This window comes from Streptomyces amakusaensis (assembly GCF_039532665.1).
In the GTDB taxonomy this organism is placed as follows: Bacteria; Actinomycetota; Actinomycetes; order Streptomycetales; family Streptomycetaceae; genus Streptomyces; species Streptomyces amakusaensis.
Genome location: NZ_BAAASB010000024.1, coordinates 1 through 18605 on the forward strand (window position 1 = coordinate 1; position 18605 = coordinate 18605).

The following is an 18605-nucleotide window of genomic DNA, read 5'->3' on the forward strand; positions in this document are numbered from 1 at the left end:
TTCACGCCGACACCCTCGAAGCAGCCCTCGCAGGCCAACCGACACGGGACACCCTCACGTCACGGACACCTACGCCACGCATCAGCCCAGGTCATCACCGTTCCGGACACTCCGAGACTCGGTAAAGCCGACTTCGACCACATGGTCCGGCTCGGCTGGGTCCGCTCCCCGCAGTCGGTCGAGGCCCGCTTCGGCACCAGCCGGGCCGGAGCCGTCGACATCGCCCTCTACCGGACGGCCGACGTCGACGCAATCGTCCCCGCCCACCCCGACATCGACTGGGCCCGGCTCCGCGCGGTGGAGAAAGGCCGGCGGTCCCCGCTCGCCGACCTGCGCACGGGACGCGGGCGTTCTGCCGGTGCAGGCCGCCGGCCCTCTGCGGCTGCGGGCGCGGCCGGTGCGGGCGGTGTGTGCTGATGCTCTGGTCGACCGTGGAAGACATCAGCGCGCGGGTGGCCATTCGTCACCGGGCCAGGGCGGGGATGAGCGCGGCTGAGGTCGAGACCGTGCTGCGGGAGGCGGAGCGGTACGCGGCGGAGGCCGACGAGGCGGTGCGCACTCCCCCGCCGGACCGTTCGCCGTTTCTGGTGCCGGAGGTCGAGGCGGCCGGCGGCGCGGCTGAAGGAGCGGCGGCGGATCCACGCGCTGATGCGGGAGGAGGGGTGGGAGATCTACCGGCCCGAGGAGGATCGCCAGGGTTCGGAGTGGCAGGCTGCGTACGACGCGTGGCACGAGTTCACCAGGGCCCGGCTGGAGCAGGCCGAGCAGCAGCGGCGCGACGCGCTGGTGGAGATCCGCACCGAGGTGTGGCTGTCCGCTGACACCAGCCGTCGCGTACGGGCCCTGTGCGAGCAGACCGGCCTCACGCCCGAGCGGCTCCTGGCCCAGCTCGCCGACCACGCCCGCCTCACCGGGAACGGCACGGCGACGGTGGCCGTGGCCCCGTTCACACCCAACTGACAACGTGCCCGGGTGTTCCCCGGGGCCTGCCCCGGGGAACGTCCAGCGACCGGCGCAACAGGTGGCGGTGGCCTCGGGAGCCGGACAGGCTCGTCCGCGCATTCGTGGCCCAGGCCCACGTCTTGAGGTCGCCGCCGCGGAACCGGTGCCACGCAGGCATCTGCCCGACGAGGCAGCCCGCACGCCTGCCCGTGAAATCAGGTTCGATCTCACCACAGCGGAAGTTAGGCTGCGCCAATGAGGCCAGAAGACATCGACACCATTGCCGAGGAGACAGGGTTCTCCGGCGTGGTCCGAATCGACCGGAGCGGCCAGGTCGAGTTCGGGAAAGCCTACGGCCTGGCCCATCGAGCCCACCGCATTCCCAACACACTGGACACCAGATTCGGCATGGCCAGCGGAAGCAAGGGCTTCACCGCCCTGGCCGTTCTCTCTCTCATCGAGGACGGTGCGCTGAAGCTGGACACCACAGCTCGATCGCTGCTCGGCGGGGATCTGCCGCAGATCGCGGACGACGTGACGGTGGAGCATCTCCTCACCCACACCTCCGGCATCGGGGACTACCTGGACGAGGAGGCCGATACCGAGATCACCGACTACGTCATCGGCGCGGCACACGAACTCACCAGCACCGAGGCGTTCCTCCCTCTGCTGGACGGCCGCCCGACCAAGTTCGCGGCCGGTGAGCGGTTCGGCTACTGCAACGGCGGGTTCGTGGTACTCGCCCTGCTGGCGGAACGGGCCGGCGGCATCGGCTACCACGATCTCGTACGAGAACGGGTGCTCCTCCCGGCCGGTATGACCTCGACCGAGTTCCTCCGCTCCGACGAGCTGCCCGCCGACGCGGCTGTGGGCTACCTCCCGCTGGACGGGGTGGACCGCTCCAACGTCTTCCACCTGCCGGTCTTGGCCTCCGGTGACGGCGGCATCCACACCACCGTCGAGGACGTCTCCGCCTTCTGGCGCGCGCTCTTCGCCGGGAACATAGTGGATCGCGTCGACGAAGTGGTGCGCCCACGCCGGGACGTGCCCGAAGAGTCGATGCGCTACGGCCTCGGCCTCTGGCTGCACGAAAAGACGGACACTGTCTTCCTGATCGGCTACGACGCCGGCGTCTCGTTCAAGTCCGCTCATGACCCGCACACCCACACCACCCGCACGGTGATCTCCAACACCACACCAGGCGCTTGGCCCATAGCCCGCGCGCTCATGCCGTAACTGCCCGGCGCCACCAGGAACCCGACGCCAAAAGGCCGTGCGCACAAGGACCGTGCACAACCCGCGTCCCGGCCGGCCGGAAGCCGGGGATTCCCCAGCCGGGCGTGACTCAACCTGTTCTCAACGATCCTCGGTCGATGGTGTGAGCTGTCGAGCGCGACCTGCTTCCCGGGCGGGTCCGTCCGGATCAGAACTCCCGGACAGAAGTAGCCGGACGCCAGCCCGGCGGCGGTACTGCTGCCTCCGGCTCGCCTCGATCGCAAAGACGAAGGGCACCGTCACGACCCGCCTCCCCGGCGGCTACCGCGTCGAAGACTCCCCCGGCCACGACATGCTCCGGATCGTCACCGCCGAGCCCGCCCCCGCCCTCCTCACCGGGGCCGGTACCCCGCAGCACCAGGTCGTCGGCGTCGTGGTCCCCGTGAACCCCACCACCGCGCAGGCCGGGGACGGAATCCCGCGCGCCATCGTCGACGAACTCAGCACCCCCCCAGGACCACTGACGCGAGCGGTTCAGGGCGGGGTGAGGATGCCCTGGTATCCGGGCCCGAGCCCACGTCTCTGCACCCGGGGCCGGGCCGGCTTCCCGGGCGCGGCCTGTTGCCCGGTACGGGCGGCGGGCACGGCCGCCTCGCCGGGCGCAGCGCCGGTGGTCCAGGCGGTCGGCGTGACGGGATAGGCGAAATCGCAGGCACTCACCACGGCCATATCGGCCCGCTGCTCGACCCCGGGCGCCGCCCGGGAGTTCAGTCCCTTAACCCAGATTCAGCGAGACCGACTACGACTCCGCCATGGCGTTCTCTGGCGATCGCGTAGCCAGTGGATTCTCCGGCTGTTACCGGTTGGGATCGTTTCGCCATGTCGGAGTTGTGTGAGCTTCAAGTTCCGCGAGCCTCAGTGCGGCAGAAAGAACAAAATGTTCGCAATACGCAAAGTCGTCCTCGTTGGCCTGGAAGATCCCATAGGCATGGAACTCTAGACGCCCATCAACGCGATGGGAAGTATCAGGGCATAGTTCCTTGAAGCGAAAGTATCGGTGAAGGTCAAGTCCAAGCGTCATCACACTCAGCGCCGACTGCATCGCGGAGACGCTTGATGAGAGCCGCTCAAACCGCTGGCCGAACTTTTCGACAGCGTTGGTGGGGTTTCTGTGGGAACGCCCACCGTCGGCGGTAGTGATGGCGCGGGCGACTTGCATACCCAAATGCACGCTGCTCTCAACAGCGGGGCCGAATGCAAAGGGAGAATACCGGCGGCCGGGGGTGATCAGGTGTGCTGCGAAAAGTTCTTCGAAGGCTACAGCCAGCGTGCCCATGGCCGTCAGGCGCTCCCCTTCCTCCCACGCAATGCGGGCGGAACGGACATGTTCCCGTGCCGGGGCTTGAGGGATGAGCTCGACCATGTCAATGGATCCGAAGGCGACTTTGAAGACCTTCGGAGTGTTCGCCTCAAAGAACCGCTCGGTATCGTCTCGCGCCTGCTCGACTGCGGAGCCGGAAGGGAGCGCTCCGGCGTGCTTGAAGGCGTTCCGGTGGTCAGTGAGCCGCTTGACAGCGAGCTTGCCCTCAAGGTCGATGCCTCTCGGGCCGGCCTTGTCCGGGTGAAGGCTGTCGAAGTACCGGGGCACGAAGGCGCCCTTGTCCGGCACGGTGACGCCGAGATGCTCGGAGGTCAGCATGAGGAAGAGTTCGACCGCGTCATGAAAGGTCAGAATGGCTGCGGCGGCTATCGGTTCCGGCTTGGCTGACTGCTCGACGCCCTGCTGGACCAGCAGCCGGATGAAGGCCAGTCGCTGCATCTCCTGTGAAGTGATCGCGTTGATCGGGGGCTCCTTGCTGCTCGTGAGGTGGATGGCCAATGTTGAAGAGTGCTCTTCCGCGCCGCGAGGCATGTGATCTCTAGTCCTGCACCGGGCGGCCGATGGTCCACAGGTCGCCGGGGGTGCGGGTGAACGCGCGGTGGGCAAGCATGTCCCTCTTCAGATGTGCGGCGGAGACCGTGTGGCCGCCTCGTGCGAGCTCGTCGCGCAGTTCGCCGGGGGTCAGAGGCTGGCCGCAGTGGGCAAGGTGCCGGGCGGCGAGCTGCTCGCTGGTGGGGTAGGGCGGTGGTTCCACGACCAGAAGGGAGTCACGGATTGTCTGGCGCTCGGTCATTGCGGCGCTGCCCGTCTCCAGCAGTGGCAGTGCTGCCGCCCCGATCTGGAAGAGGCGCTGGCGCCAGTTGTCGCGGGTGAGGTAGCCGCGGTGGTAGCACCACCACAGGAGCCCTGTCACGGCGGCCGTCGCGGTCAGCGGGTGCCGTGCGGCGAGGTGGGCCATGCGCTGGGCGCCCGCGCCGGAGAGCCGGAGCGCAAGGTCGATGACGGCCAGGACGTTCGTGGCAGTGGCTTCCAGGCCGGCCAGGCGCAGCAGGCGCTGGGCGACGGGGATCCAGTCGATGACGGCGAAACCGAAGCGGGCGAAGACGCTGTCCTGGGTGATGATGACGCATGGCGCGAGGAACTGTGCGAGTGCCATCGTGGGCGCGTCGTCCGGGTCGCCCCGGTGTCTCTGCGGCATCTCCCGGTCGACCCGCAGGATGTGGCGGGTCTGTGGGGACAGGTGGTCGCGGATCTCCAGGTCAACCACTCGGAGGGTGGGCAAGATCTGCTGGTGGAGTACGCGGCGCGCTTCGCGTTCCGGTATCCCGAAGTGGTCAGCCATCCGGGCCAGGTGCTCGTCGGCCTCCTCAGGGACGTGGGCGGCGATGTACGGGGTGGCGCGGTCGGTTCCGGCCAGTGCGGTGACCCTGTCCTGCCGACCGCCGTGCTTGGCCAGGGAACATGCCTCGACCAGCAGCGCATTGGTGTCGAGGACGGGCAGCAGCATCGGGCTGTTCGTCCTGCCCAACGGGAGCAGCAACGGCGGTGCCGACTCGGCACGATCGAGCGTCATGAGGCAAGTCTCGCCGCCGCCACTGACATCCGTGCCGGATTTCGGGCCCGACAGCAGTCCGCAGGGCACGCGGGCAGCGACCCGTGGACGGGGGCCATGGCACTGCCGGAGCGGCCGGAGCCGTCGGCCAGGAGCACCACGCCGTCGGGGACCAGGGTTCCGGCCGGGGTCGGGTGGGAGCTTTCCACTGCCCAGTCCATATGGTCGGCCGCCTCCGCCTGGTGGAAGGCGATGACGGTGTCGACCAGGGCGAGAGCGTGCTCGCGCAGGCCCGTCTTGCTGGCAGCGATGCGCTTCCCGGTGGTCCGGCCGGCTGTCGGCGCGAGCTCACCGGAAGCCGCGGCTTCGGCGAGACCGGCCGGGGTGCAATACCAGTAGCTCTGCTGGGCACGGTGCGCCCGGCCGGCCAGAGACGGGGACTCCCCCAGCAGGTTCCGCAGCGCCAGGCGCATGTTGTCGGTGCTCTTCTGGTGCGGCAGGAGCAGCGTCTTGAGCTGGAGGGGCGTGGCCAGACGCAGCCGGGCGAGGGTGAGCAAGACTTCACCGCGGATGTCCGCGCCGGCCCTCGCCGCCGCCTTCCTCCGGGGCCGGGACGCTTCTCCCAGCACATCAGTAGCAGGAGAAGAGGAGTTGCAACCGGCCGGGAAAGGCGAATCCGTGGCCTGACCAGCGGCAACGCTCAAACGGCGGCCGACGGCCACAGGGCTGGGTGCGGGGCCCGCAACAGGGCTCATCCTAGAGTCCGCCGTCGCGACGGGACCGGACGGGACGGCCGTGGTGTGCGGGGTGGGGGCGGTGGTCATCGAATCCTCGCGGTTCTCCGGCCATCAAGGCCGGATCGGTGACAGATCCGGCCCGCACACGGAAGTGCGCACGGGCCGGGGCCACCGTGAGGAACACCCCCTTGACCGCCGTCTGGCCATCACCGACGACAGGTGTCCGATTTCGCCTTGACCATTCCCTTGACGGGTGGGTTTGTCCGTGACTGACACCACACTGCAGGAACGGAGTTCAGCGGGCGGGCCGGGTGCTGGACGGCGAGGAGCCGAGCCGCCAGTCCGAGGGCTTCTGGCCCCGGAACGTCTCCCCGGCCTCGATCCGGGCCTTGTTCCGGGCGAACTCCCGCTCCGCCGCCGACAGCTTCCGAGGGGCGCAGCCGGGATGCCCCCCAGCCCTCGGTCACCTTCGTGATGACCTCGCCCTTGCCGTAGTCCTTGAAGCAGGCCGGGCAGGTGCCGCCGTACGCGGCCCGCAGCGACCCGCGCGGCAGCGGCACCGTCTTCTTGGCCGCCGTCTTCTTCGCGGCCGGCTTCCCGCCGCCCGCTTTCTTCCTCGCCGCCTGCGCCCTCTTGATCGCCTCGCGCTGCGCCTTGCCGGGCCGCTTCTTCGGCTGCTGCCCGCGTGCCACCTTGGCGGCCTTCTGCGCCGGGGTCTGTCCCACAACGCGGGAGCGTAGAGGCCCCGAACGGTGCACCGGTGCGGGTGTTCATCCGGATGCCGGTGGCGCACCGGTGCACACGGTGGCGCGCACTCCGGAGGCGATGCGCGGGACCCGATGCACCGCACTCCCCCACCGGATGCCGCGCACCGAATGAAAGCCGCTGAGTGCCTGGCACCGACGCCGTCGGGGACATGGATCCCCTGACGGCGGCGTCCACGGCAGGGCGTCACCGCGCTCCGCCGCAGTGGCGGGTTATGGCCACAGCATGTGGCGTTGCCAGGGGTCGGCCGGATCGGTGCGTTCATAACGCAGCCGCTTGTGGAGGCGGCTCTTGTCCGCCTGCCAGAACTCGATGTGGGCGGGAGAGAGGGTGTAGAGCGTCCACTGCTGGCTGCCCGGAGCGGGGTCCGACTCGATACGGGCCAGCGCTTCCCGGAGGGCCAGGTCGCGTTCCTCGGCGGACTTCAGGTGCTCGCTCTGGCGGCCCAGCTCCACCTCGGCACGAGCGGACACGGACCGGGCCAGCAGGTCAGCGGAGCTCTGATCGGCCGGCGCGGGCTCGACGGTCCCGCGCACCCGTACCTGACGTCCCAGCAGCGGCCAGTAGAAAGTGAGAGCCGCGTGAGGCCGGACGGCCAACTGACGCCCCTTGGGACTCCGTGCATGCGCGGCGAACTGCCAGCCGGCCCCATCGACGTTCTTGAGAAAGAGAACCCGCGCATCCGGGCCTCCGTCCTCCGCCACCGTCGACAACGTCATCGCGTGCGCGTCGGGAACACCCGCCGCCACTGCTTCCCGCAGCCAGTCAAGGAACAATCCGACCGGATCGGCAGGAGCAGTGGTCGGGTCGAAGTACGCGAGCGGGCCCGCAAACACTTCCAGCCCCCGCAGCCACGCCCGAACGCCGTCAGTCCGCCCCGTGCTGTCGCCGGAATCCATCGCGTCCCCTCGGCCGATCTCCGCTCAAGTTGTTCTGACCCTATCGAGGTTGACCGGCGTCTTCCCTCGCCTCCGCCGATGCCGTGCACTCCCACCAGGCGGTGTCCACCGTGATGCGCGAGTGCACGGCATCCCCGCAGTACGCACCGACGCCACGCACGGTCACGATGCGCGGCACGGGCCGGACGGAGAGATCTCCCCTACCCGGGTGTGTGTCGCCCGCCGGTGCACGGCATCGCCGCGGCGATGCTCCATGTGATCAAGGGGAATCACCGGAATCACGTACCTGGTCAAGGGTTGCATTCCACGCGATGGACGGAGCGGTGCCCGGAGGGCACTGCTGGTCAAGGGGCACCCGACGGGTGCCCCATCACCCTCCGTATGCACGCAGGGTGGAGCGGAGCCGGGGGCGGAGTTCCCTCTCGCGGGCATCATGGTGCGCATCGAGCGGGCGTGGGGAATGCCCGGCATCGCCGGCGCGTGCACGGGGTGCTCGGCGCGGTGCATCGCGCGGACCCGAGCGAGTGCACGACATCGCCGGACATGGTGCGGGGCGGGTGCACAGCATCGTCACCGCGGGCACCGGATGCCGGGAGAACCGGCGCGGCCGCCGGGCCAGCGGTAGCGGTTCCGGCGCCGGGTACAGCGCGGCACGGAGCCGGGATGCGTCGGCGAGCAGCTTCAGGTACTCCGGTGTCACGCGGGGCGGGTCGGATCATCCATACGAGCCTCAAGCGCTCAAGAAGGGAATCGGTTCTCCCGCACCCTCGCCGGACCCGCACGGCTGCGGGAGCGGGCGGCCGGTCGCCTCCCGGCAGCTGGCGTGGTGACTTCGGTCCCCGTCCCACCCGGCGGTCTCGGCCGCCCGGCAGCAGTACCGAACGTCACGGCGGGCCCGACCGTCACGGCTGAACACCACCCCAGCCCTGATGCTGCCCCTGGCCGGGCTGCTGCGGGCGCCCGTGCTCCAGGCGGCGCGAGCCCACCGCCGGTTCAGGGACCGGGCCGCCGAGTTCCCCGCCGGCCAGGGCACGGCGGCCGACGGCCGCGTCGGCCAGGCTGCGGCTGCGGGCCTCGGTGTTCGCGGCGAGCTTGGCGAAGAAGGCGAGGCGTTCCGGGGAGGTCGTCCACGTCTCCGGATCGGTCGTCCGGCCCTCCGCATACTCCTGGGGCATCGCGGCCTGCTGGTGGGCGTGGGTCTCGGCGGCGGCCCGCTGAGCGGGAGTGAGCGCGGTGTCCCGGCCGGGCTGGTCGACGGCGTGCGGCGGATCCGCCAGCGCCGGCCGTGACCCGCACCATCCTCTCGTCGGCGTCGCCCGGGCGGCCCACCAGGAGGTGTTCCGGCGGATGGACGCGAATGCCGACGGGGCCGTCGCCTTCGAGGAGTCCTGCCGGCCCGCTCTCGGTTCCCTTTTCGCCCTCGCCGACCTCGACGACGAGTTCACCCGGCTGCGCGCCGCCACCGGGAACAGCTCCGACGGCACGGACGCCGCGTTCGCCGCCCTCGACGTGAACGGCGCCAGCACCGTCGACCGCGACAGCTGTCTGGCCGCGATTCGTGATTTCCTCACCACCGGCAACTCGCCATGGCCGGTGCGTACCCGGACAGCCACCCCGACCCGGCCGGCACCATCACCTCCTGAAACAGGTGATGAGCGAAAGACCGGGCGAGTGCGCCGCAGGTGGTGAGCAGGACACCCACCGGGGTGCGTCCCGCCGAGCGGGCCGTCAGACCGTCGGTCCCGGGTCGACCGGGTGGTCTGCCAGTGAGTGGACCGTGACGTCCATCCAGGGCCAGACCGGCAGCGCGGAGATGATGGTGTGGAGTTCGGTGGGGTCGGCCGCCCGCCACAGTCCCCAGTTCTCGGTCCGGCCGGGCACCCGCCACATACGGACCAGATTTCCGGACGCGGCGAGTTCGGCGGCGCGGCGGCGCTCCTCCTCGGAGACCGCCGCCTTGAGCCCGGGGTCCATGGCATCGGGCCAGGTGATCCGGATGTTGACGAGAAATTCCATGGGAGGGCGTCCTGTTCCTGGGAGGTCGGGAGAATCCCGAGGCATACGGGGGGTGGTGTCAGCCGGGCGGTGGGCGGTCAGTCGCCGAACGGGTCGGCCGGGGTTCCGTGCTCGGTGACGACGGACTTGGTCTGGAGGAATTCGGCGACGGCCTCGACTCCGTTCTCCCGTCCCAGACCGGACTGCTTGTAGCCGCCGAACGGCACGCTCCAGTGCAGCAGCCGGTAGGTGTTCACCCAGACCACCCCCGCCTCCAGCCGCCGTGCCACCCGGTGCGCACGGGCCATGTCGCGGGTCCAGAAACCCGCGGCCAGGCCGAACTCGAGGGAGTTGGCGAGGGTGACCGCCTCGTCCTCGGTGTCGAAGGGGTGCACGGTGACCACCGGTCCGAAGATCTCCTCCCGGCAGACGGCGAGGTCGGGCGGGGCGTCGGCCAGCACGGTCGGTTCGTACCAGAAGCCCGCGTCGGCGGGCGCGGCGACGGTGGCCCGCCGTCCGCCGGTGACGGCCCGGGCGCCCTTCGCGAGGGCGTCGTCCACGTATTCCTCGATCCGTGCCAGGGCCGCCGCCGAGGCGACCGGCCCGACGTGAGTCCGCGGGTCGCGGGGGTCGCCGACGCGCAGCCGTCCGACCGCCTCCCCGTACCGGCGGAGGAAGTCCTCGTACACCTCACGCTGGACCAAGACCCGGGAGCCCGCCACACAGGTCTGGCCGGCCGCGGCGAAGGCGCCCTGCCGGGCCGCGACGACGGCGGCGTCGAGGTCGCCGTCGGCGAAGACGATGTGTGCGGACTTGCCGCCCGCCTCACAGACATAGCGCTTCATCCGCCCGGCCGCGCGTGCCCCGAGCGTACGGGCGACGGCGGTGCTGCCGGTGAAGGTGACCATGGCGATGCCGGGGTGGTCGGTGAGGCGGCGGCCCTCGTCGGCGCCGCCGATGACGACGCTGATCACGCCCGGCGGGAACCCCGCCTCCAGGGCCAGTTCGGCGAGGCGCACCGAGGAGGCGGGGGCCTGCGGCGGCGGTTTGAGGATCACGGTGTTGCCCGCGGCCAGCGCGGGGGCGAGTTTCCAGGAGCCGAGTGAGAGCGCGCCGTTGAAGGGGGTGAGTGCGGCGACCACGCCCAGCGGTTCCCGGGTGATGAGCGCGCTCGCGGTGGCGCTGAGCGGGCGGGAGATGTCCTCCATGGTCTCTGCCACGGCGGCGAAGTAGCGGTACCAGCGGGCCAGGGCGCCGACCTCGCCCCGGGTGGCTGTGAGGGGCTTGCCGTTCGCCCGGGTCTCCAGTGCCGCGAGTTCCTCGGTGTGCGCGACCAGCACGTCGCCGAGGCGGTGGAGCAGATCGGCGCGGGCGTGGGCGGGGAGTGCGCCCCAGGAAGGGGCGAGGAAGGCGGCGCGGGCGGCGTCCACGGCGGCGTCCACGGCGTCCGGGTCCCGGTGGGCCCGGGCCCAGATCTCCCCGGTCGCGGGGTCGGTCAGTGGCACCGTCGCGCCCGCGGGTGCGCGCCGGGCCCCGCCTGTGTGGGAGGTGTAGTCCTCGATGGGCGGCGCGGTGTCGGGGGTGGTCATGGAGCGGTGGTCCTTTCCGGTGACGGGGACGGGCCTTCTGTGGCCGGGGCCTCCGTGGAGGGGTTCTTCGGGGACAGTGCGGCTCGTACGCCGGGTGTGCCGGCGTGGTGGCAGGCCAGGGTGTGTCCGGCCGCCCCGGCGGCGGTGGTGGGGGGTGGCGGGCCCTCTCGGCAGACCTCGGTGGCGAACGGGCAGGAGCGCTGGAAGCGGCATCCGGGCAGCGGATGGGCCGGGTCCGGGGGTTCGGCGCGGGTGCGGACCTCGCCGGGGCCGCCGGGGGCCCGGGGGTCGGGCACGGGGACGGCCGCCAGCAGCGCGTGGGTGTAGGGATGGCGCGGCGCGGAGAACACCTCGTCGCAGGGGCCGCTCTCCATGATCAGGCCGCCGTACATCACGATGACGTGGTCGGAGATGTGCCGTACCACGCTCATGTCGTGGGAGATGAAGAGGAAGCTGACGTCCTGGTCGCGGCGGAGGTCCTTGAGGAGATTGACGATCTGGCCCTGGATGCTGACGTCGAGCGCGGAGACGATCTCGTCGCAGACGATGAAGCGGGGCTCGACCGCGAGGGCGCGGGCGATGGCCGCGCGCTGGCGCTGGCCGCCGGAGAGTTCATGGGGATAGCGGTCGGCCAGCTCGGTTCGGAGGCCGACCTGGGCGAGGAGTTCCGCGACCCGCTCCCCCGTCTTCTCCCGGGGTGTCGTCCGGTGTACGGAGATGACCTCTCGGATCATCGCCCGGATGGTCATCCGCGGGTTGAGGCTGGCGTAGGGGTCCTGGTGGACGATCTGTGCGAGCCGGGGCAGCGAGCCTTCGCGGCGGATCTCCTCCAGGGCCCGGCCGTGAACGCTGACCCGGCCGGAGGCGATGGGCGAGAGGCCGACCAAGGCGCGTCCGGTGGTGGTCTTCCCGCTGCCGCTCTCGCCGACGATGGTGACGATGCTGCGGGCGGGCACCGTGAAGGAGACCCCGTCCACGGCGTGTGCGGTGCCGGTGACCCGGCGGAGCACGCCGGTGCGGATGGGGAAGTGGACCCGCAGATCGGCCACGGTGACGGCATCGCTGTCGGTGTGGGTGCCGGGTGGTCCGGGGGTGGCGGGCGGCGACGCGCCGGCGGCGTTCATGAGCGCTCTCCTCGGTGGTCCGCACCGGCGGGGACCGGTGCGGTGAAGGGACAGCGGACAGCGTGTCCGGGGACGGCGGAGGTGAGGGGGAGGAGTCCGGGGACGGAGTCCTCGCACTCCGCGCGGGCGGCGGGGCAGCGGGGCCGGAAGGCGCAGCCGGGCGGCGGCGCGGCGGGGTCGGGCGGGAAGCCGGGGATGGCGGGCAGGTACTCGACCCGCGGACGGTCCATCCGGGGGATCGAGTCCATCAGGGCGCGGGTGTAGGGGTGGGCGGGGTGGTCGAAGAGCGCGGTGGTGGGAGCCGTCTCCACGATCCGGCCCGCGTACATCACGGCGATCCGGTCGGTGACGCCGGCGACGACCCCGAGGTCGTGGGTGATGAGGATCAGGGCCATCCGGAGGTCCTTGCGGAGCCGGTCGATGAGCTGGAGGACCTGGGACTGGATGGTGACGTCGAGGGCGGTGGTGGGTTCGTCGGCGATCAGGACCTGGGGTTCGCGGCTGATGGCCATGGCGATCAGGACGCGCTGGCGCATGCCGCCGGAGAGTTCGTGGGGGTGGCTGCGGAGCCGTTCGCGGGCGCCGGGGAGGCCGACGAGATCGAGGAGTTCGGCGCACCGCGCGGCGGCGTCGCGGCGGCTGAATCCGTCGTAGTGGATGAGGGGTTCGGCCATCTGCGCGCCGATGGTCATGGCGGGGTTGAGTGCGGAGAGCGCGTCCTGGGAGACGAGCCCGATGCCCGAGCCCCGGACGGCGCGCATCTGCCGGGGGGTGAGCGCCGTCAGGTCCTTGCCGTCGAAGTGCACCCGGCCGGTGATCTCGGCTCCGGTGGGGGCGAGCATGCGCAGGACGGCCAGCATGGTCTGGCTCTTGCCGCAGCCCGACTCGCCGACGACGCCGAGGGATTCGCCGGCGGCGACGCTGAAGGAGACGTCGCGCACGGTCTCCAGGGGGGTGTCGGCCTGGTTGTGGCCGCGGTGGGCGACCCTGAGGTGTTCGACTTCCAGTACGGTCACGGTGAGTCCTCCGGGTGCGGAGTGTCTTCGAAGTGGCGTCGTCCGTCCCCTGGGCCGTCAGGCCCGGGGAACGGGTCCGGCGGGGTCCGGTGCGGGGGGTACTCCCCCTTCGGCTCCGCGTGGGGGCACCACCGCCGGGGGAGGCGGACGTGCCGGGGGATGGCGGACGGACGGGGGGTTCGAGGAGACGGCCTAGGCCAGTTTGATCTTCGGGTTGAAGTACGCCTGGACCACGTCGACCAGGAAGTTGATCAGCACGAACGCGATGGCGATCACGAGGATCCCGCCCTGTACGAGGGGGATGTCCCGGGCCGAGATGGCCTGGTGGAGGGCGAGGCCGATGCCCGGCCAGGAGAACACCGTCTCGGTGAGCACCGCGCCGCTGAGCAGGAAGCCCGCTTGCAGGCCGATCACCGTGATGACGGACGGCAGAGCGTTGGGGAGCACATGGCGGACGATGACCCGGAACTCTCCGACGCCGCGTGAGCGGGCGGTGCGGACGTAGTCGTTGCCGATCACTTCCAGCACCGATGAGCGGGTCATACGGGCGATGACCGCCAGTGACCAAGCGGCGAGGGTGATGACGGGCAGCACCATGTGGGCGGCGATGTCGAGGGCTCCGCCGCCGCCGATGGAGGTCATCCCGGTGGCGGGGAGGATCCGCAGTTGCAGCGAGAAGACGACGATGAGCACCAGTCCGAACCAGAACGACGGCACGGAGTTGAAGAACAGGACGCCGATGGTGAGGCCGCGGTCCCGGGCCGAGCCGGGTTTCTGCGCGGCCCAGGTGCCGATGGCGACGCCCGCGACCGCCGCGACGGCGATCGCGGTGCCCGACAGCAGCAGGGTGTTGAGCAGCCGGTCGGAGAGGACTTCGGAGACCGGTCGGCCGAAGGAGAGCGAGCGGCCGAGATCGCCGCTGAGGAGGTTGCCGAGATAGGTGAAGTAGCGGGAGAGGGCGGGTTCGTCCAGGCCGAGGTCCTCGCGGAGCGCCTGCCGGTCCTCCTCCGAGGAGGTGGGGCCGAGCAGGGCGCTCGCCTGGTCGCCGGGGATGATCTGGCCGAGGCCGAAGGTGGCGATGGTCACCCCGAGGATGACCGGGAGCATGTGCAGCGCGCGGCGCAGGGTGAAGGTCAGCATGGCGGTTCTCCAGGGCTGTTCATGACCGGCTCCACCGGGTCCGCAGGGGGCGTGGGCCTCCGCGCGCGGCCCGGGACGTGCGGCTGCGCGGGTCGAGGCGGTCCCGGATGCCGTCGCCGAGCAGGTTGAATCCGACGGCGAGCACGACGATCGCGAGGCCGGGAATGGTGGCGACGTGGGGTGCGGTCACCAGCAGTGCGCGTCCGCCGCTGAGCATCTGGCCCCAGTCGGGGGTGGGCGGCTGGGCGCCCAGGCCGAGGAAGGCGAGACTTGAGCTGAGGATGACGTTGCGGCCGGTCTGGAGGGTGGCGAAGACGGCCACGCCGCCGAGCAGGTTCGGGGTGATGTGGCGGAACGCGATGCGCAGATGGCCGTAGCCGAGGGCGCCCGCGGCCTCCACGTACTGTTCCTGGCGCAGGGCGATGACGTTGCCCCGGACGATCCGTCCGAACTCGGGGACGGTGACCACCACCATCGCGATGACCATGGAGGTGATGCCGGGGCCGAGGGCGACGCCGATGCCGAGGGCGAGCAGGATGCCGGGGAAGGAGAACATCACGTCGAAGATCCGCATCAGTGTGCTGTCGAGCCAGCCGCCGGCGTAGCCGGAGAGCAGTCCGATGCAGCCGCCGATGACGAGCGCCGCCAGCGTCGGCACCACGGCGACCAGCAGAGCGAGCCTGGTTCCGTGCATCAGCCTGCTGAGTATGTCGCGGCCCACCTCGTCGGTGCCGAGCAGGTGGCCGTCGCTGAGGAGGCCGAGCCCGATGGACGAGGGGTTGGTGGCGAGGGGGTCGTCCGGGGCGATCAGCGGCGCGAGGAGCGCGATCAGGATCGTGACGGCGACGATGGCGCCGCCTATGAGGACGGTGGTGTTGCCGGAGCCCGCCGGCGGGCGGAGGCGGATGCGCCGCCGGGGGGGCGCGGCCCGCACGGCGGCGGGGCGGGGTGGTGCCGCTGTGGCCTTCATGGCTGTGATCTCCTCACCGGCGGCGGATGGTGGTGTAGTCGATGTAGACGGACGCGGCGGGCACGACTCCGTCCACCGTGCGGCTCAGCAGGCGGGGCAGCCGGTCCTGGTAGAGGAAGACCCAGGGCGCGTCGGCCGTGATGGCGTCGGCGGCTTCGCGGTAGAGCGCGGTACGGCGGTCCGCGTCGGGTTCGCCGCGGGCGCGGTCGAAGAGGCTGTCGACGTCCCGGTTGCGGTACCAGCCGCGGTTGACGCCGTTGGGGGGATGCAGTTCTCCGCTGAACATCCGCTCCAGGAAGTCGGCGGCGTCGGCTCCGGTGGTCCAGCCGTTGAAGGAGCCGTGGGTGGTGCCGTTGTAGCCGTTTCCCTCCTCGGCGACGAGTGAGGCGAACTCCATGTACTGGGTGTCCAGCCGGACGCCGACCGCTTTGAGGTCCTGCTGGATGAGCGACATGATCTCGGTGGCCTGGGAGAAGCCGGGGCCGCTGTCGGGTGCGAGGATCCGCAGCCGTACGGGGGTGGGCACCCCGCTCTCGCGGATGAGCCGGCGGGCCTGTTCGGGGTCGTAGGTGTCGGCGACGGCTCCGGGATTCTCCTGGTATGCCTCGTTGCCCCGGGGCAGCGGTCCGGTGGAGGGGGCGACCTGCTTGCCGGTGAGGGTGGCGATCGCCCGGCGGTCGACGGCGTGGTTGAGTGCCTGCCGGAAGACGGCGTTGTCAGTGGGGGCGATCCGGGTGTTGAGGCGCAGGAAGTACTGGTTGGCGGGTTCGGGGTACTGCACGGTCATGGTGCCGCCGTCGGCGAGCTGCCGGACCTGCTGGGCCCCGGCGCTGAGGATCGCGTCCACCTCGCCGGTCTGGGCGGCGATGGCGAGCGTGGTGGGGTCGGTGACCGACTCCACGATGATGGCGGGGGTCCTGGCCGCGCCGCCCCAGTAGTGCGGGTTCCGCTTCAGCGTGATGCGCTTGCCGCGATCGGCGGACTGCTGGGTGAAGGGGCCGGTGCCGGCGGGATGGAGGCCGATGTCGTCGGGCTTGTGGGCGCGGAGCGCCTTGGGGCTGATGATCGACATGCGGCGGTCGGTGAGCACCCGGGGCAGACCGGCGTACGGTTCGGTGAGTCCGAGGGTGACGGTGTGAGGTCCGCGGATCTCGACCTTCTCGATCCAGCGGGTCAGGAACTTCATGTTGCCGGCGGCGGTCGGGTCGTGGAAGGCGGACTTCTCGTCCATGATCCGGTCGAAGTTGGCCTTGACGGCGGCGGCGTCGAAGGGTGTGCCGTCGGTGAAGGCGACGCCCTCGCGGAGTTCGAGGGTGTATGTCCGGGCGTCCGGGGAGGCTTCCCAGGACGTGGCGAGCCCGGGGCGGAGTTCGGGGGCCTGGGCCGTCTCCTTGCCGAGGTTCTCGCGGATCAGCGGATCGAAGAGGGCGTCGATGACCCGGAGCACCGGGGTGCCGGAGGCGCGGTGCGGGTCCAGGGCGGGGATCTCTCCCTCGGCGCCGATGATCAGGGTCTGCGCGTCGCGTCCGAAGGACGGATTGGCGCTGCAGCCGCTGAGCAGGACGCCCGCGACGGCTATGCCACTCACTGTGCGGCTCAGTCGTCCGGTTCGTGGGCGCTCGGGCCCACCGCGGCGCGAAAGCCTCATGCTTGTCGCCTTTGCTCGTGGTGAAGGTCGTGGAGAACCGCTCCGGCCGTGTTCCTGCCTGGTGTTCCGGTGATGTAGCCGCCCGGCCAGGTCCCGGCCCCGCTGATGTAGAAGCCCGTGAGCGGGGTGCGGTATGCGGCGACGGAGGAGTGCGGGCGGGCCCCGAAGAGATTGCCGGGCAGCATGTCCCCGTGGGTGATGTTGCTCTCCGGCAGGCCCAGTTCGCTCTCGATCTCCACCGGATTCATGAACCGGTGGTCGATGACGCGGTCGGCGAGTCCCGGCATCAGCCGGGAGAGTTCCTCGACGCACCGGCGGCCGAAGCGGTCCGTGCGCTCGGCGTCCCAGGGGCCGTCGTGCGGACGGTAGGGGGCGTGCCAGGCGTTGACGCTGATGAGGTGGGTGCCCCCCGGGGTGAGTCCGGGTGAGGTGAGGGTCGGTATCAGCCCCCACATCAGGGGCCGCTGGCCGGCGCGGCCCGTCAGTGCCCGGGTGATCGACTCCTCGATCTGTCCGAGCGAGGAGCCCACGCGAAACTGGCATGCCCGCACCCGGTCGGGGTCGGCGTCGTCGGGGAGCCCCGCGTAGGCGGGCAGCGAGTCGACCTCCAGGACGACTTTGAACGCCGATCCGCGCATCGCCGTGCCCGCGACCTCCGCGCGGATCTCGGGGCCCATGGCCGCGTCGTCCAGCAGATCGCGGAAGAGGTGGACGGGGTTGACCGCCGACACCACCCGGTCGGCGGTGAACTCCTCGCCGGTCGCGGTGACGACGCCCCGGACCCCGCCGCCGCCGTGCAGGATCCGCGCCACCGGGGAGCCGGTGCGCAGGGTGACGCCGTGGGCGCGGCAGCAGTCCGCCAGCGCGTCCACGATCGCGCTCATCGACCCGACCGGCAGTCCGGTGGAGCCGCGGAGCGCGACCCGCTCGGCGGCGTCGCCGGAGTGTGGCGCGCCTGCCGCGGCGAGGGCGAAGGGGCGCATCATCAGTCCGACGGCGCTGCCGGGTGTCGAGGGCGGTACGAGCTGGGCGTTCAGTGCCAGCAGCGCGAGCAGGGCCTTGGCCTGGTCCGAGCGGAGGTGTTGGTCGAGCAGCCCGGTGAGGCTGCCCTCGAAGACGGCGGTGAAGAGCTTGCGCTCCGCCGGGTCGGTCAGCCGGTCCCCGAGTTCGGCCAGGGCGGGCGGAGGGCCGTCGAGCAGGACCCCGAGGCTCGCGCCGAGCCGTTCGAGCGAGCTGATCAGCCCTCGGTAGCGGCCGGCCTCGCCCGGTGCGAAGGCGTCGAGCTGCTGGTCGACCCGGGCGGGGTCGCGCCAGCCGAGGAAGCACCGGCCGTCGAACTGCTGGACGACGGTCGGGTCGGCCCGGATGAACCGCAGACCGTGGTCGGCGAGCCGGAGTTCGCTGACCACGGCCGGGTTGAGCGACCCGGGCGAATTGGTGAAGGCGAGGCTGCGGCCGGGCAGGAACTCATAGCCGCCGCAGGGCCCGCCGAGGCTCCGCCGGGATTCGACCACGGCGACGCGCAGTCCCGCCCGGCCCAGATAGGCCGCAGTGACCAGCCCGTTGTGGCCGCCACCGACGATCACCACGTCAAACCGGTTCATGCCCGCTCTTCCTCTCCGCTCTCACGCC

Annotated in this window: 18 protein-coding genes and 1 pseudogene; 5 read left to right on the plus strand and 14 right to left on the minus strand. The window is 71.1% G+C overall.

Annotated elements, in window-relative coordinates:
- From ABD371_RS31040 to ABD371_RS31055, 4 genes and pseudogenes are all read left to right on the plus strand, one after another.
- Window positions 1-417: pseudogene (locus tag ABD371_RS31040) on the plus strand (hypothetical protein); the annotation flags it as partial.
- 231 nt (window positions 418-648) lie between these two features.
- Entirely contained in the window at window positions 649-960 is a 312-nt protein-coding gene (locus ABD371_RS31045) for a hypothetical protein (RefSeq protein WP_344484337.1), read from the plus strand.
- Between the two features lie 237 nt (window positions 961-1197).
- Window positions 1198-2178 (plus strand): serine hydrolase domain-containing protein, encoded by a 981-nt coding sequence (locus ABD371_RS31050; protein ID WP_344484340.1) that lies wholly within the window; start codon window positions 1198-1200, stop codon window positions 2176-2178.
- Window positions 2179-2509: 331 nt separating this feature from the next.
- Window positions 2510-2857 (plus strand): hypothetical protein, encoded by a 348-nt coding sequence (locus tag ABD371_RS31055; RefSeq protein ID WP_344484343.1) that lies wholly within the window; start codon window positions 2510-2512, stop codon window positions 2855-2857.
- Between the two features lie 156 nt (window positions 2858-3013).
- Here the strand turns inward: ABD371_RS31055 and ABD371_RS31060 are convergent, their stop codons facing one another.
- The 6 genes from ABD371_RS31060 to ABD371_RS31085 all read right to left on the minus strand — a co-directional run bounded on the left by ABD371_RS31060 (window position 3014) and on the right by ABD371_RS31085 (window position 8666).
- The gene (locus ABD371_RS31060) at window positions 3014-4036 is read right to left on the minus strand and encodes a hypothetical protein (protein ID WP_344484346.1); all 1023 of its coding nucleotides are present in this window, start codon (window positions 4034-4036) and stop codon (window positions 3014-3016) included.
- A 40-nt stretch (window positions 4037-4076) separates the two neighbouring features.
- Complete coding sequence (locus tag ABD371_RS31065; RefSeq protein ID WP_344484349.1) at window positions 4077-5111, minus strand: PIN domain-containing protein; 1035 nt, start codon at window positions 5109-5111, stop codon at window positions 4077-4079.
- The gene (locus ABD371_RS31070) at window positions 5108-5647 is read right to left on the minus strand and encodes a replication-relaxation family protein (protein ID WP_344484352.1); all 540 of its coding nucleotides are present in this window, start codon (window positions 5645-5647) and stop codon (window positions 5108-5110) included. The genes ABD371_RS31065 and ABD371_RS31070 overlap by 4 nt, the downstream gene beginning before the upstream one ends.
- A 386-nt stretch (window positions 5648-6033) precedes the next feature.
- Entirely contained in the window at window positions 6034-6552 is a 519-nt protein-coding gene (locus ABD371_RS31075; protein WP_344484355.1) for a hypothetical protein, read from the minus strand.
- A 252-nt stretch (window positions 6553-6804) separates the two neighbouring features.
- Window positions 6805-7491: a pyridoxine/pyridoxamine 5'-phosphate oxidase gene (locus ABD371_RS31080; protein ID WP_344484358.1), complete on the minus strand. Its 687-nt coding sequence runs from the start codon at window positions 7489-7491 to the stop codon at window positions 6805-6807.
- A 902-nt stretch (window positions 7492-8393) separates the two neighbouring features.
- Window positions 8394-8666, minus strand: coding sequence for a hypothetical protein (locus ABD371_RS31085; protein ID WP_344484361.1), 273 nt, complete (start codon window positions 8664-8666; stop codon window positions 8394-8396).
- Between the two features lie 49 nt (window positions 8667-8715).
- On the opposite strand from ABD371_RS31085, the gene ABD371_RS31090 reads away from it, so the two are divergent.
- Window positions 8716-9180 (plus strand): EF-hand domain-containing protein, encoded by a 465-nt coding sequence (locus ABD371_RS31090; RefSeq protein ID WP_344484363.1) that lies wholly within the window; start codon window positions 8716-8718, stop codon window positions 9178-9180.
- A gap of 39 nt (window positions 9181-9219) precedes the next feature.
- On the opposite strand, the gene ABD371_RS31095 is transcribed toward ABD371_RS31090, so the two are convergent.
- From ABD371_RS31095 to ABD371_RS31130, 8 genes are all read right to left on the minus strand, one after another.
- Complete coding sequence (locus tag ABD371_RS31095) at window positions 9220-9507, minus strand: muconolactone Delta-isomerase (RefSeq protein WP_344484366.1); 288 nt, start codon at window positions 9505-9507, stop codon at window positions 9220-9222.
- Window positions 9508-9584: 77 nt separating this feature from the next.
- The gene (locus ABD371_RS31100) at window positions 9585-11075 is read right to left on the minus strand and encodes an aldehyde dehydrogenase family protein (protein WP_344484369.1); all 1491 of its coding nucleotides are present in this window, start codon (window positions 11073-11075) and stop codon (window positions 9585-9587) included.
- Window positions 11072-12199: an ABC transporter ATP-binding protein gene (locus ABD371_RS31105; RefSeq protein ID WP_344484372.1), complete on the minus strand. Its 1128-nt coding sequence runs from the start codon at window positions 12197-12199 to the stop codon at window positions 11072-11074. Before ABD371_RS31105 ends, ABD371_RS31100 begins: the two co-directional genes overlap by 4 nt.
- A complete protein-coding gene (locus ABD371_RS31110) occupies window positions 12196-13215 on the minus strand; it encodes an ABC transporter ATP-binding protein (protein WP_344484374.1) in 1020 nt (339 codons plus the stop codon). Before ABD371_RS31110 ends, ABD371_RS31105 begins: the two co-directional genes overlap by 4 nt.
- 192 nt (window positions 13216-13407) lie before the next feature.
- Complete coding sequence (locus tag ABD371_RS31115; protein ID WP_344484377.1) at window positions 13408-14355, minus strand: ABC transporter permease; 948 nt, start codon at window positions 14353-14355, stop codon at window positions 13408-13410.
- Between the two features lie 19 nt (window positions 14356-14374).
- A complete protein-coding gene (locus tag ABD371_RS31120; RefSeq protein ID WP_344484380.1) occupies window positions 14375-15325 on the minus strand; it encodes an ABC transporter permease in 951 nt (316 codons plus the stop codon).
- 13 nt (window positions 15326-15338) lie between these two features.
- Window positions 15339-16973: an ABC transporter substrate-binding protein gene (locus ABD371_RS31125; RefSeq protein WP_344484383.1), complete on the minus strand. Its 1635-nt coding sequence runs from the start codon at window positions 16971-16973 to the stop codon at window positions 15339-15341.
- Window positions 16970-18577, minus strand: coding sequence for a phytoene desaturase family protein (locus ABD371_RS31130; RefSeq protein ID WP_344484386.1), 1608 nt, complete (start codon window positions 18575-18577; stop codon window positions 16970-16972). Before ABD371_RS31130 ends, ABD371_RS31125 begins: the two co-directional genes overlap by 4 nt.
- Window positions 18578-18605: the final 28 nt, after the last annotated feature.

Excerpts from the sequence above, each read along its gene's own strand:
- ABD371_RS31045 (WP_344484337.1), top strand. The coding sequence starts at position 649 with ATGCGGGAGGAGGGGTGGGAGATCTACCGGCCCGAGGAGGATCGCCAG.
- ABD371_RS31050 (WP_344484340.1), top strand. The coding sequence starts at position 1,198 with ATGAGGCCAGAAGACATCGACACCATTGCCGAGGAGACAGGGTTCTCC.
- ABD371_RS31055 (WP_344484343.1), top strand. The coding sequence starts at position 2,510 with ATGCTCCGGATCGTCACCGCCGAGCCCGCCCCCGCCCTCCTCACCGGG.
- ABD371_RS31065 (WP_344484349.1), bottom strand. The coding sequence starts at position 5,111 with ATGACGCTCGATCGTGCCGAGTCGGCACCGCCGTTGCTGCTCCCGTTG.
- ABD371_RS31080 (WP_344484358.1), bottom strand. The coding sequence starts at position 7,491 with ATGGATTCCGGCGACAGCACGGGGCGGACTGACGGCGTTCGGGCGTGG.
- ABD371_RS31085 (WP_344484361.1), bottom strand. The coding sequence starts at position 8,666 with ATGCCCCAGGAGTATGCGGAGGGCCGGACGACCGATCCGGAGACGTGG.
- ABD371_RS31095 (WP_344484366.1), bottom strand. The coding sequence starts at position 9,507 with ATGGAATTTCTCGTCAACATCCGGATCACCTGGCCCGATGCCATGGAC.
- ABD371_RS31100 (WP_344484369.1), bottom strand. The coding sequence starts at position 11,075 with ATGACCACCCCCGACACCGCGCCGCCCATCGAGGACTACACCTCCCAC.
- ABD371_RS31105 (WP_344484372.1), bottom strand. The coding sequence starts at position 12,199 with ATGAACGCCGCCGGCGCGTCGCCGCCCGCCACCCCCGGACCACCCGGC.
- ABD371_RS31115 (WP_344484377.1), bottom strand. The coding sequence starts at position 14,355 with ATGCTGACCTTCACCCTGCGCCGCGCGCTGCACATGCTCCCGGTCATC.
- ABD371_RS31120 (WP_344484380.1), bottom strand. The coding sequence starts at position 15,325 with ATGAAGGCCACAGCGGCACCACCCCGCCCCGCCGCCGTGCGGGCCGCG.
- ABD371_RS31125 (WP_344484383.1), bottom strand. The coding sequence starts at position 16,973 with ATGAGGCTTTCGCGCCGCGGTGGGCCCGAGCGCCCACGAACCGGACGA.
- ABD371_RS31130 (WP_344484386.1), bottom strand. The coding sequence starts at position 18,577 with ATGAACCGGTTTGACGTGGTGATCGTCGGTGGCGGCCACAACGGGCTG.